Consider the following 12,830-nt stretch of genomic DNA (forward strand, 5'->3'; position numbering starts at 1 on the left):
AGTACCTCGGTTATTGTTCTTATTGGCGAAAACGCTTCATGGCGTTTTTCGGGAGCTACATTTCACAGCACGTTGCAAACTACGGTCGGAGGATCGGCAGTCGAAGCCCTCCGTGGGCCGACTCTAACGATTCAACCTTTCACTAACCTTTCAGCGGTCTTTCACGGTTTTCGGGCTTCACAGCGGCGGTTGCGGCTGTAAACTCCGCGCCAAAGAGTGGCGTCGACCATCCCTGAATGAGGTAGAAATCCATGCGTGTCCTGCTCGTCGAAGACCATTTGCAGCTCGCCGACAGTGTCGCCCAAGCGCTCAAGAGCACCGGGCTGACGGTGGATGTGCTGCACGACGGTGTGGCCGCCGACCTGGCCTTGAGCAGCGAGGAATACGCCATGGCAATTCTCGACGTCGGCCTGCCGCGCATGGATGGTTTCGAAGTGCTGGCGCGCTTGCGGGCGCGGGGCAAGAACCTGCCGGTGTTGATGTTGACCGCCCGCAGCGACGTCAAGGACCGGGTCCACGGCTTGAACCTCGGTGCCGACGACTACCTGGCCAAACCGTTCGAACTGACTGAACTCGAAGCCCGGGTCAAAGCCTTGCTGCGCCGCAGTGTGCTCGGCGGTGAACGCCAGCAGCGCTGCGGGGTACTGGCCTATGACCTGGACACCCGGCGCTTCACCCTCGGCGAAGAATTGCTGACCCTCACCTCCCGCGAGCAGGCGGTACTTGAAGCCCTGATCGCTCGTCCCGGCCGGGTAATGAGCAAGGAACAACTGGCTTCCCAAGTGTTTGGTCTGGACGAAGAAGCCAGCCCGGATGCCATCGAAATCTACGTCCATCGCTTGCGCAAAAAGCTGGACGGTCAGCCCGTCGCCATCGTGACCTTCCGCGGTCTCGGCTATTTGCTGGAAAGCCGCGATGCATAGGCCCAGCAGCCTGCGCTGGCGGTTGTTGTGGAACCTGGCGCTGTTGCTGGTGGTGTTGATGCTGGCCAGTGGTTTGAGCGCGTACTGGAATGGGCGCGAGGCCGCCGATACCGCGTACGACCGGACCTTGCTGGCCTCGGCGCGAACCATCGCCGCCGGAGTGTCCCAGCGCGATGGCAGCCTGAGCGCCGACGTGCCTTACGTGGCCCTCGATACCTTCGCCTATGACAGCGCCGGGCGCATTTTCTACCTGGTCAACGACATCAACCAGAAGCTGATTTCCGGTTACGAAAACCTTCCGCCGCCGCCGCCAGGCACGCCGCGCACCGATGACTACCCGGCGCTGGCGCGTTTCTACAACGCCACATACCAGGGGCAAAATGTGCGGGTGGTCAGCCTGCTCAAGCCGGTGAGTGAGCCCAACATGAACGGCATGGCGGAAATTCGTGTGGCGGAAACCGATGAAGCGCGGGTCAGGATGGCCCGTAGCCTGGCGGCGGACACCTTGCTGCGTCTGGGCATGCTGGCGGTCGGGGCACTGCTGATGGTGTGGTTCGCGGTCAGTGCGGCGCTGCGCCCGCTGGAGCGTTTGCGCACAGCGGTGGAAGAACGCCAGTCCGACGACCTGCGGCCGTTGCCGTTGGTGGAAGTACAGCGGGAGTTGTGGCCGTTGGTGCGTGCGCTGAATCACTTTACCGAGCGGCTGCGGGTCCAGTTCGAGCGTCAGGCGCAATTCATTGCCGATGCCGCCCACGAACTGCGTACCCCGCTGGCAGCGCTCAAGGCCCGGCTCGAACTGGGCCTGCGCTCAAGCGAACCCGACACCTGGCGCGACACCCTGGAAAACGCCGCCCAAAGTACCGATCGTTTAACCCATTTGGCCAATCAATTGCTGTCGTTGGCACGGGTCGAGAACGGTGCGCGGGCCATTGCCGAGGGCGGTGCGCAACTGCTTGATCTCAGTCAGTTGGCGCGTGAATTGGGTATGGCCATGGCGCCGCTGGCCCACGCGCGTGGCGTGGCCCTTGCGCTGGAAGCGGATGAACCGGTGTGGTTGCGGGGGGAACCGACGTTGTTGAACGAACTGTTGAGCAATCTGGTGGATAACGCGCTGGCGCATACCCCACCGGGCGGTAACGTGATTCTGCGAGTCACCGCGCCGGCCGTGCTGGAGGTCGAGGATGATGGCCCGGGGATTCCCGTTGAAGAGCGCGATCGGGTCTTTGAGCGCTTTTACCGACGTAACCAGCAGGTGGCCGGTTCGGGCCTGGGCCTGGCGATTGTCGGCGAGATCTGCCGCGCTCACCTGGCGCAGATCAGCCTGCACGATGGCGCGTCGGCGGGGTTGAAGGTGCGGGTGAGTTTTATCGCGGGGTAGGTTTGCGGTGTCTGGAATGGCCCCTTCGCGAGCAGGCTCGCTCCCACAAGAGATCTCGGGTGTTGCAGATCCAGTGTGGGAGCGAGCCTGCTCGCGAAGGGGCGGCGCGGTCTCGACTAGTAAAACATCGACCGCGATTCTTCCAGATCCTTGCACATCGCCTCGTTCTCGGGATCGATCCCCAGTTGCTTGAACGCTGGCACGTTGTGCGCATCGATTCGGGCCAATGGATGGTCGGTGTCCCTGTGGCAATACAGGCTGGCCACTTGTACCAGATCGACATAATCAACCTGATCGGATTGGCGCTTGAAGTCCAGGTATTGCCCCGGCACCTTCACCAGCTTTTCCGGGAAATCCCAGACCCTGAGCAATTTGTCGCCGAGCAGGGGATGAATACGGTCAATCACATGGTTGAGGCTGACGGGGTCGGAGAGCAGTTCATTGTGATCTTCGGCGTAGCTCAGGATAGGCAGCACGCCGATCTGATGGACCAGCCCGCCGAGCGCCGCCTGATCAGGCTTGAGTTGGGTGTATTTGCGGCACAGCGCATAACTGACCCCGGCGATTTCCAGGCTTTTGCGCCATACCTCGCGCATCTTCCGTTCCACCACATCTGAGCGGGCATGGAAAATCTGTTCCATGACCAGGCCGATGGCCAGGTTACTGCTGTAATTGACGCCCAGGCGCGTGATCGCGGTATGGAGGTCCGTGACTTCCTGGGTTGCACGCAGCAGCGGGCTGTTGACCACTTTGATCAGGCGCGCGGACAACGCGGTATCGCGACCGATTACTTTGCTCAGGGTACTGACGCTGACTTCCGGGTCTTCAGCAGCCTTGCGAATCTGCAGGGCCACTTCCGGTAACGTTGGCAGGACCAGGTCATCGTTATTGATGGCCTCAACCACATCCTGTTGGACCTTTTCCGCCAGATCGCTCATTTCTTTTCTCTAGGTATTGCCACAAGTGCTGCTGTTAACGCTGGATTTCGCGATCGCGATTCAGTTCGTAAGGCAGGTCGAGCAGGTGCAGGGCTGGCCCTTCTAGGGCGCCCAGATGGATGTCACCCCCTTCCGCTGCTTCGGCTTGCAGCACGGCCAGGAGTTCAATGTTTTGTCCGGCGTTGGCGGCCAGCACCACTTCGCCGATGGCGCTGCCGTGAGTCGGAGAAAACAGTGGCGTACCAGGCTCAGGCAATTCGTTGGCGTCCAGACTCAGGCGATACAAGCGACGCTTGAGTTTGCCCAGGTACTGCATGCGCGCGACGATTTCCTGGCCGGTGTAGCAACCCTTTTTGAAACTCACGCCACCGACCGCTTGCAAATTGAGCATCTGCGGGATGAACAGCTCACGGGTACCCGGCATGACCTGACCGATCCCGGCGCGGATCTGGCCCAGCAGCCATTGATTCAGATCGCTTTCGGTCAGCAGCCCGGACAGCTTGCCTTTGATGACACCCGCTTGATCGGCGGCAACCCAGAGTTCGGCGCGGTCCGGCGAGACGCGGATGGCGATCAGGCCTTCATTGCGCGCAACACTGTCAGTGTCGGCCGGCAACTCAAGACCGAGGCTGATCAGTGCCGCATCGCCATGGTCGACGCCGAAGCGGACCCAGGCAGCGCTTTCATCAGTCAGTTTGGATTTGGAGAACACGGCGTACTTTTTCAGGTCCGCCAGTTGCGGTTCCAGCAGCTCGGTGGCCATGGCCAGTAGAACGCCATCGCCTTGCAGCAAGATACGGAAACTCGACTGCATTCGGCCCTTCTGCGTGCAGCGGGCGCCGAGGCTGGCCTGGGTGTCGCTCAGGTAATTTAGGTTGCAGGTCAGTTGGCCTTGCAGGAATTTGCTGGCATCCGCGCCGCGTACCGCGAGAACGCCTTCGTGAGACAGGGTGCAGAAAAAAGCAGAGTCGGCCATGGGTCATCGCAGGGTAAAGAGACTGGGGGACATCATAAGGGGGCGCTGTTGAAATGGGTAGTTCACAAAGGATCGGTAGGGTCCGACCAAAGCCGAGTGTTCGACGGTGCTGGGGGCTGTATACTTGCCGCCTATTTGAGGAGCGCTCCATGGTCGAAGATGTTGAACTGAATCGCCTCTACTGGCACAGCCGCCGCGGCATGCTTGAGCTTGACGTGTTGCTGGTGCCGTTCGTGAAAGAGGTCTATCCGCACCTCAATGATGTCGACCGCGATTGCTACCGCAAGCTGCTCGAATGCGAAGACCAGGACATGTTCGGCTGGTTCATGGAACGCGCCGAATCGGAAGATCCGGAGCTTCAGCGCATGGTTCGCATGATCCTGGACCGTGTCCAGCCCAAGTAATTCGTTCGAATGCCGCTGGCATGCCTCGCGGCAGTTGCTGGCGGCGTATCTTCTGGCCCAGCTATTCGCGCTGGGTTCGCTGTTTCTTCTCTCCATACCGATCTGGGCCCGCGTGCTCGGCGTCGCGTTGTGCCTGGCTCATGGTGTTTGGGCGTTGCCGAGACAGATTTTGCTGACACATCCACAGGCATTTTGCGGCTTGCGTCGAGATGGCGATGGTTGGCAGTTGTGGAGTCAGACGGCGGGTTGGCAGGCCGTTCAGCTGCGGCCAGACAGCCTGGCGCTGCCGTTGATCGTGGTGTTGCGTTTTCGGCTGCGAGGCGAACGATGGGTCAGGTCGATTTGCGTGCCCCGGGACTCGCAGGCGGCGGATGTGCACCGACGCCTGCGGGTTCGACTCAAGTTCAGTCGACGTAGGTGGGTGGCACCAGAATAGTGTCCAGGGCGACGGGGAGCATGTCCGGATAGTCGAGGGTGTAATGCAGGCCGCGACTTTCCTTGCGTTCCATGGCTGACTCAATCATCAGCTCGGCGACTTGGGCCAGGTTACGCAACTCGATCAAGTCCCGGCTGACCTTGTAATTACTGTAGAACTCATCGATTTCGTCCAGCAGCAGGCGCACGCGGTGCTGTGCACGTTGCAAACGCTTGTTGGTGCGCACGATGCCGACGTAATCCCACATGAACCGCCGCAGTTCATCCCAGTTGTGCGCAATGATCACGTCTTCATCGGAGTCGGTGACCTGGCTGGCATCCCAGATGGGCAGGGCAATCGGAATCGATACCTGCGGCAACTGTTCCAGAATGTCCGCTGCCGCTGAGCGCGCATAAACGAAACACTCCAGCAACGAGTTGCTGGCCATGCGGTTGGCGCCATGCAGGCCGGTGAAGCTGGTTTCGCCGATGGCATACAGCCCTGGCACGTCGGTGCGACCATTTTGATCGACCATCACGCCGCCGCAGGTGTAGTGCGCCGCGGGCACCACCGGGATCGGTTGCTTGGTGATGTCGATGGAAAATTCGAGGCAGCGTTCGTACACCGTCGGGAAGTGAGTCTTGATGAACGCTTCCGGCATGTGGCTGATGTCGAGATAGACGCAGTCGACACCCAGGCGCTTCATCTCATGGTCGATGGCGCGGGCGACGATGTCCCGTGGTGCCAACTCCGCGCGCGGATCGAAGCGCTGCATGAAGCGTTCGCCGTTGGGCAGCTTCAGGTGGGCGCCTTCGCCGCGCAGTGCTTCGGTGATCAGGAAACTCTTGGCTTGCGGGTGATACAGGCAGGTGGGATGGAACTGGTTGAATTCCAGATTCGCCACCCGGCAACCCGAACGCCAGGCCATGGCGATGCCATCACCGCAGGCGCCGTCGGGGTTGCTGGTATAGAGGTAGACCTTGGCGGCCCCTCCGGACGCGAGGATTACAAAACGCGCGCCGTAGGTGTCGACCTCACCGGTGCCGCGGTTGAGTACATAGGCGCCCAGGCAGCGATTACCTTCAAGGCCCAGGCGTTTCTCGGTGATCAGGTCGACGGCGACGCGCTGTTCCAGCAGTTCGATGTTCGATCGTTGCCTGGCTTGGGCGAGCAAGGTTTTGAAAATCGCAGCGCCAGTCGCATCGGCGGCATGAATGATGCGTCGATGACTATGGCCGCCTTCACGGGTCAGGTGGAATTCGAATCCGCCGTCTTCGGTGCCGGACTGTTCATCGCGAGTAAACGGCACGCCTTGGTCGATCAGCCATTGAATCGCCTCTTTACTGTGCTCGACGGTAAATCGCACGGCGTCTTCGTGACACAGGCCACCACCGGCATTAAGCGTGTCATCGACGTGGGACTCAACGGTGTCGGTGTCATCCAGCACTGCCGCTACGCCACCTTGGGCCCAGAAAGTCGAGCCATTGGCGAGATCGCCTTTGCTCAGGACCGCGATGCGTAAATGACCGGGTAAGGTCAACGCAAGACTTAAACCGGCAGCGCCGCTGCCAATGACCAGAACATCGTGTTGAAACTGTTGGCTCATTTCAGGATTCCGCTCAAAGCGACCCGGGTCGGGGTTGGCGCAAGACACCTGGATTGGTGAGTCAGGCAGCCACACAGCCTACTAGTATATAGAGGGGGGGAGCGGCACAATAGCCGAGCCCATATGGCATTGTGAAACTACTGTGACGGAAAATACCTGACGCTTCGTCGGATGCTTTTTTGACCGGTTCGGCGACAAGACGACTGTATCGTCGATTTAACAGTCATTTTCTATTCAGGGTTGCACAATGTGGGTTGCACCCAGCTATAAATATTTGGAACTTTTGCCAAAGGCCCAAGATCAATAGACGGTGCCTGAAAAGAAGGACGTGTCGGCTTCAGAGCGGGATCTGCGGTTTGATCCTTACCTGCGAATCCGATGACAAGATTATTCGCGCAGCCGGATTATGCCGAGCTGCGCTTTTCGTGCGTGCCAAATCAGAGCCCGCAGGAAACTTGCTTGGAGGGGGAGAACTTTTGCGAAAAGCCCGAGTCTATGTTTGCAAGCCTGGTCGTTTAGTTATGCAAGCCTCCTCCGAGCTTATCGAGGAGTGTTCATGCTAACCCAGGAAGAGGATCAGCAGCTGGTCGAGCGCGTTCAACGCGGCGACAAGCGCGCTTTCGATCTGCTAGTGCTGAAATACCAGCACAAAATTCTCGGGTTGATCGTGCGTTTCGTGCACGACACCCATGAAGCCCAGGATGTGGCGCAGGAAGCCTTTATCAAGGCGTACCGCGCACTTGGAAATTTTCGCGGAGACAGCGCGTTTTATACGTGGCTTTACCGTATTGCCATCAACACGGCAAAAAACTATCTGGTTTCACGCGGCCGTCGGCCGCCGGATAGCGATGTCAGCTCCGAGGATGCAGAGTTTTACGATGGCGATCATGGCCTCAAGGATCTAGAGTCTCCAGAGCGTGCATTGCTGCGGGATGAGATCGAAGGCACCGTCCATCGAACCATTCAGCAACTGCCAGAAGATTTGCGTACGGCGTTAACTTTACGTGAATTCGATGGTCTGAGTTACGAGGACATTGCAGCAGTCATGCAGTGTCCGGTGGGTACCGTGCGCTCCCGGATCTTCCGCGCTCGGGAAGCCATCGATAAAGCCCTGCAGCCGTTGTTGCAGGAAAACTGAGACAGCGGCGACAGCCAAGAGAGGAACGCCATGAGTCGTGAAGCCCTGCAGGAATCGCTGTCCGCAGTGATGGATAACGAAGCGGACGAATTGGAATTGCGTCGGGTATTGAATGCCTTTGACGATGCTGACACCCGTGATACCTGGGCTCGTTATCAAATCGCGCGGGCGGTGATGCACAAGGATCTGCTGCTTCCACGTCTGGATATCGCTGCGGCAGTCTCTGCTGCGCTGGCTGACGAAGCTGTGCCGGCAAAAGCCTCCCGTGGTCCATGGCGCAGCCTGGGTCGTCTGGCGGTCGCTGCATCGGTAACGGTTGCCGTACTGGCAGGTGTTCGTCTATACAACCACGACGAGATCGCGGGTGTCGAACTGGCTCAACAATCCAGTCAACCGGGTCTGGCCGTTCCTCAGGTCAAGGGTCCAGCTGTATTAGCAGGCTACAATGAGAGTTCGGATGCCACTGGCCCTATGGCCAACGGCGTATTGCAAGGTCAGCCAGGCTGGCACGATCAGCGTATGCCAGGCTACTTGCGCCAACATGCTCAACAGGCTGCATTGAAAGGTACTGAGAGCGCGCTGCCTTACGCTCGTGCCGCAAGTCTGGAAAACCGTTAAGGAGGATCATGCGCGCCATCCCTCTACTTACGCTTCTGCTCGGTGGCTGGTTTGTTGTTCCAGCCCATGCTGATGAAGCCCAGGACTGGTTGACCCGTTTGGGCCACGCCGAGCAACAGCAAAGCTTTCGCGGTACTTTCGTCTACGAGCGTAACGGTAGTTTTTCTACCCATAACATCTGGCACCGCGTCCAGGATGGCAAGGTCCGCGAGCGTTTACTCCAGCTCGACGGCTCAGCACAGGAAGTCGTGCGCATTGATGGGCATACTCAATGCGTCAGCGGCATCCTGATAGCAGGGCTTGGGGATTCTCCCAACTCTTCTGCTCGTGCACTCGATCCTCAAAAGCTCAAGAATTGGTACGACCTTGCCGTCATTGGCAAGTCGCGCGTGGCTGGGCGGGCGGCGGTGATTGTTTCGCTGAAGCCGCGTGATCAGCACCGCTATGGTTTTGAACTGCATCTGGACCAGGAAACCGGCCTGCCTCTCAAATCATTGCTGCTCAATGATAAAGGGCAACTGCTGGAGCGATTCCAGTTCACGCAACTGGATACGACCAACGTACCGTCCGACAGTGACTTGCAGCCCGGCGCCGATTGCAAGGCCGTCGTACTCGACAGCGACAAGGCTTCTGCGGTCAAGGCGGCGCAGGCTTGGCACTCTGATTGGTTGCCACCGGGTTTCGAGTTGACTAGCAGTACGTCGCGAAAAGATCCAGAGACCAAAACCCAGGTCAACAGTCTGATGTATGACGATGGTCTGGCGCGTTTCTCGGTGTTCCTTGAGCCGTTGAATGGCGCTACAGTCACTGATACACGCACTCAGCTCGGGCCAACCGTTGCTGTTTCCCGGCGCTTGACCACCCCGCAAGGCGAAGTGATGGTCACCGTAGTCGGTGAAATTCCGATAGGTACCGCTGAACGGATTGCGCTGTCCATGCGCACTGATGCCACTGCAACCAAGCAGTGAGCGGGTATCGAAATGTTTGGTGAGCATTCCAATTTGCAATTATTCCCGATTTTTTCTATAGGTCAGAGCCCCCTCGGCTCTGGCCTTGTTTTTTGTTTCCGGAACAAAAATACCGGCGTATCGTTCCCGGTGTTCCTTGCTCCATATCGCTTAACCATGCTCGTCGTAACGGGAGCCTTATGTCGATACCACGCTTGAAGTCTTATCTCTCTATTTTTGCCACTGTGCTCGTGCTCGGTCAGGCAGTTACTGCTCAAGCAGTCGAATTGCCTGACTTCACGCAACTGGTCGAGCAGGCCTCGCCCGCGGTGGTGAACATCAGTACTACGCAAAAACTGCCGGACCGCAAAGTGTCGGACGAGCAGATGCCTGACCTTGAAGGCTTGCCGCCGATGCTGCGCGAGTTCCTGGAGCGTGGCATGCCACCGCCGCGTTCACCTCGCGGTGATCGCCAGCGCGAAGCCCAATCCCTGGGTTCGGGGTTCATCATCTCGCCTGACGGCTACATCCTGACCAACAACCACGTCATCGCCGATGCCGACGAAATTGTCGTTCGTCTTGCCGATCGCAGCGAAATGAAGGCCAAGCTGATTGGCACTGATCCACGTTCTGACGTGGCGCTGCTGAAAATCGAAGGCAAGGATCTGCCGGTTCTCAAGCTCGGAAAATCCCAGGACCTGAAAGCCGGCCAATGGGTCGTGGCTATCGGCTCACCCTTCGGTTTCGACCATACCGTGACTCAAGGTATCGTCAGCGCAATCGGTCGCAGTTTGCCGAACGAAAACTATGTGCCGTTCATCCAGACCGACGTGCCGATCAACCCGGGTAACTCCGGTGGTCCGCTGTTCAACCTGGCGGGTGAAGTGGTGGGGATCAACTCGCAGATCTACACCCGCTCCGGCGGCTTCATGGGGGTGTCCTTCGCGATCCCTATCGACGTGGCCATGGACGTTTCCAATCAGTTGAAAAGCGGCGGCAAGGTCAGCCGTGGCTGGTTGGGTGTAGTGATCCAGGAAGTGAGCAAGGATCTGGCCGAGTCTTTTGGTCTTGAGAAACCGGCCGGTGCACTGGTGGCTCAGATCCAGGATGACGGCCCTGCTGCCAAAGGTGGCGTGCAAGTAGGCGATGTGATCCTGAGCATGAACGGACAACCGATCATCATGTCCGCCGATCTGCCGCACCTGGTCGGCGCGCTGAAGGCCGGCTCCAAAGCCAATCTGGAAGTGGTTCGCGACGGTAAGCGCAAGAATATCGAGCTGACAGTCGGCGCTATCCCGGAGGAAGGCAAAGAAGTCGACGCCCTGCCAAAATCCAGCACTGAGCTCAGCAGCAATCGCCTGGGTGTTTCTGTGGCCGAGCTGACTGATGAGCAGAAGAAAACCTACGACCTCAAAGGCGGTGTGGTCATCAAGGAGGTCCAGGACGGTCCTGCGTCCCTGATTGGCTTGCAACCAGGCGATGTGATCACTCACCTGAATAATCAGGCGATTAGTTCCACCAAGGAGTTCACGGATATCGCCAAGGCGCTGCCGAAGAACCGCTCGGTGTCGATGCGGGTTCTGCGTCAAGGTCGCGCCAGCTTCATCACCTTTAAACTGGCTGAATAAACCGGTTGATGGGTCAATAAAAAACCGCCTCGAAAGAGGCGGTTTTTTTGTGCCCTGATTTTCTGTTTACAAAAAAAATCAGCCCATCATGTCCTTGATCAGGCGCTCTTGTTCCATCAACTCGCGTTGCCGTGCGTCGATTCGCGACGCTAGCGGGAAGTTGGTGCCGGCCTTGCGCTTGGCGAAGTCAAGTTGCTGAATGGCCTGGCGATAGTCCCCGATCAGCGCGAAGTACTCGGCACGAGCCTGATGCAGGCCGATGATATTGCCCGACAGGCCCCGTGTCTCGGCCACCATGTACCAGACATCCGGATCGTTCGGGCGGGACTTGAGCAGGGTTTCAAGGACTTTCTCGGCGTCAGCCGGGCGGTTCTGCTTGAGCAGCAAGTCGACCCGCACCTGATTCAGCGGATAGTTGAGCGGGTACTGCACGAGCATCCGGTCGACCCGCGTCTGTGCATCCGGTAGGCGGTTGTTGGCGATGTCCAGATCTACTTGGGCCAGGTTGTAAATAATTTCGTCAGGCGACTTGGCCAGCAACTGCTTGAGGTTCTCGCGGGCGTCATTGAACTGGCTGCCTTTGATCTGGGCGATTGCCAGGCCATAACGAGCTACGTCGTTCTTCGGGTTTTCATCGAGTTGGACGCGAAAGCGTTTGGCAGCAAGACCTGGACTGTCTTCGTAGAACAACTGGACGCGCGCGCGAATCAATTGATACGTCAGGCTGTCTTCCTTGCCTCCCGGCTTGAACTGCTGGGCGCGGTTGCGGGTGTCGGCGATCCGCGATTCGGTGACCGGGTGAGTCAGCAGGAATTCCGGCGGTTTGGAATCGAAACGGTGCTGGCGCATCAGACGCTCGAACATGTTCGGCATCGAGTTCGGGTCGTAACCGGCTTTCTCGAGGTTGAGCATGCCAATACGGTCGGCCTCCTGCTCTTTCTCCCGGGAGAAGCGTAGCTGCTCCTGAACGGCCGCTGCCTGGGTGCTGACGATGGTGGCGATACCCGCGTCTCCGGCGCCAGCCGCTGCCAAGATGATCCCGCCGAGCAGAGCGGCCATCATCGGGATTTGCATGCGTTGCGAAGCTTCGACGCCGCGTGCAAAGTGGCGTTGCGATACGTGAGCCAGTTCGTGAGCGAGTACCGAGGCGTACTCGCCTTCGGTCTCGGCATTCAGAAACAGACCGCCGTTGACCCCGATAATCCCGCCGGGTGCGGCGAAGGCGTTGAGTTCCGGGCTATTGATCAGGATGAACTCCAGGCGCCGATCATTGACCTGGCTGGTTTCAACCAGTCGATAGACACTGGATTCCACGTAGTCCTTGAGCTGCGGATCATTGAGCTGCAAGACCTGACTGCGCAACAACGCCAGCCATGCACGGCCCAATTGGTATTCCTGCTGCGGCGAGACAATGGCAGAACTGGCATCGCCGAGTGACGGCAGGTCGTCGGCGAAGCCTGGTGAGGCAAGCAGGCAAGCGAGCGTCAGCAGGGTAGGGCGCAGAAAAGTCATGCACAAAGCCTTAGTCGACAAAGACCTTACTGTAGCCGGACACTAAGCTTGCGACCAGATATTCTAAGCTGCTCAACCATCAGACCCGGAGTAACGCGATGACCGACGCTGTAGCCCATGACGCCGAACTGGACGCCAGCGGCTTGAATTGCCCTTTGCCGTTGCTCAAGGCCAAGCTGGAACTCAATCGATTGGCCAGCGGCGCGGTGCTTAAGGTGATCGCTACCGACGCGGGTTCTCAGCGCGACTTTCGCACCTTTGCCCGATTAGCCGGTCATACGCTGCTTCGTGAAGAAGACGAAGCGGGTGTATACCGCTACTGGTTGAAAAAAGCCTGATATCGCTGC

Annotated in this window: 13 protein-coding genes; 9 read left to right on the forward strand and 4 right to left on the reverse strand. The window is 58.7% G+C overall.

Going from position 1 to position 12,830, the window contains the following annotated elements:
* Nucleotides 1-251: 251 nt before the first annotated feature.
* A complete protein-coding gene (locus tag AC1MDT_RS28580; protein WP_133837442.1) occupies nt 252-923 on the forward strand; it encodes a response regulator in 672 nt (223 codons plus the stop codon).
* Nucleotides 916-2,301, forward strand: coding sequence for a sensor histidine kinase (locus tag AC1MDT_RS28585; protein ID WP_480420010.1), 1,386 nt, complete (start codon nt 916-918; stop codon nt 2,299-2,301). The genes AC1MDT_RS28580 and AC1MDT_RS28585 overlap by 8 nt, the downstream gene beginning before the upstream one ends.
* A 116-nt stretch (nt 2,302-2,417) precedes the next feature.
* Here AC1MDT_RS28585 and AC1MDT_RS28590 read toward each other — a convergent pair whose 3' ends face one another.
* Nucleotides 2,418-3,239: an HDOD domain-containing protein gene (locus AC1MDT_RS28590; protein ID WP_480420011.1), complete on the reverse strand. Its 822-nt coding sequence runs from the start codon at nt 3,237-3,239 to the stop codon at nt 2,418-2,420.
* A gap of 34 nt (nt 3,240-3,273) precedes the next feature.
* Nucleotides 3,274-4,215: a CAF17-like 4Fe-4S cluster assembly/insertion protein YgfZ gene (gene ygfZ, locus AC1MDT_RS28595; protein ID WP_480420012.1), complete on the reverse strand. Its 942-nt coding sequence runs from the start codon at nt 4,213-4,215 to the stop codon at nt 3,274-3,276.
* Between the two features lie 149 nt (nt 4,216-4,364).
* Between ygfZ and AC1MDT_RS28600 the strand changes: the two genes are divergently transcribed.
* Together AC1MDT_RS28600 and AC1MDT_RS28605 are read left to right on the forward strand one after the other, a co-directional pair.
* On the forward strand, nt 4,365-4,619 hold the full coding sequence (locus tag AC1MDT_RS28600) for an FAD assembly factor SdhE (protein WP_007944081.1): 255 nt from the start codon (nt 4,365-4,367) through the stop codon (nt 4,617-4,619).
* Nucleotides 4,603-5,055 carry a protein YgfX gene (locus AC1MDT_RS28605; protein ID WP_480420013.1) on the forward strand — a complete coding sequence of 151 codons (453 nt, stop codon included), beginning with the start codon at nt 4,603-4,605 and terminating at the stop codon, nt 5,053-5,055. Before AC1MDT_RS28600 ends, AC1MDT_RS28605 begins: the two co-directional genes overlap by 17 nt.
* Here AC1MDT_RS28605 and nadB read toward each other — a convergent pair.
* Nucleotides 5,024-6,640: an L-aspartate oxidase gene (nadB, locus tag AC1MDT_RS28610; protein ID WP_480420014.1), complete on the reverse strand. Its 1,617-nt coding sequence runs from the start codon at nt 6,638-6,640 to the stop codon at nt 5,024-5,026. The two genes, AC1MDT_RS28605 and nadB, sit on opposite strands and share 32 nt — an antisense overlap.
* Nucleotides 6,641-7,196: 556 nt before the next feature.
* Here nadB and rpoE point away from each other — a divergent pair.
* From rpoE to AC1MDT_RS28630, 4 genes are all read left to right on the forward strand, one after another.
* Nucleotides 7,197-7,778 (forward strand): RNA polymerase sigma factor RpoE/AlgU, encoded by a 582-nt coding sequence (gene rpoE / locus AC1MDT_RS28615; RefSeq protein WP_007944079.1) that lies wholly within the window; start codon nt 7,197-7,199, stop codon nt 7,776-7,778.
* Nucleotides 7,779-7,808: 30 nt separating this feature from the next.
* Entirely contained in the window at nt 7,809-8,396 is a 588-nt protein-coding gene (locus tag AC1MDT_RS28620) for a sigma-E factor negative regulatory protein (protein WP_480420015.1), read from the forward strand.
* An 8-nt stretch (nt 8,397-8,404) separates the two neighbouring features.
* Nucleotides 8,405-9,364: a MucB/RseB C-terminal domain-containing protein gene (locus tag AC1MDT_RS28625; protein WP_480420016.1), complete on the forward strand. Its 960-nt coding sequence runs from the start codon at nt 8,405-8,407 to the stop codon at nt 9,362-9,364.
* A gap of 179 nt (nt 9,365-9,543) precedes the next feature.
* On the forward strand, nt 9,544-10,971 hold the full coding sequence (locus AC1MDT_RS28630; RefSeq protein WP_480420017.1) for a DegQ family serine endoprotease: 1,428 nt from the start codon (nt 9,544-9,546) through the stop codon (nt 10,969-10,971).
* A 78-nt stretch (nt 10,972-11,049) separates the two neighbouring features.
* Here AC1MDT_RS28630 and AC1MDT_RS28635 read toward each other — a convergent pair whose 3' ends face one another.
* Nucleotides 11,050-12,483, reverse strand: a complete 1,434-nt coding sequence (locus AC1MDT_RS28635; protein WP_480420018.1) for a M48 family metalloprotease — start codon at nt 12,481-12,483, stop codon at nt 11,050-11,052.
* A gap of 98 nt (nt 12,484-12,581) precedes the next feature.
* Here AC1MDT_RS28635 and AC1MDT_RS28640 point away from each other — a divergent pair, with 98 nt between their 5' ends.
* A complete protein-coding gene (locus AC1MDT_RS28640; protein ID WP_020300476.1) occupies nt 12,582-12,821 on the forward strand; it encodes a sulfurtransferase TusA family protein in 240 nt (79 codons plus the stop codon).
* The last annotated feature ends 9 nt before the right edge of the window (nt 12,822-12,830 follow it).

This window comes from Pseudomonas sp. ASL7 (assembly GCF_056680375.1).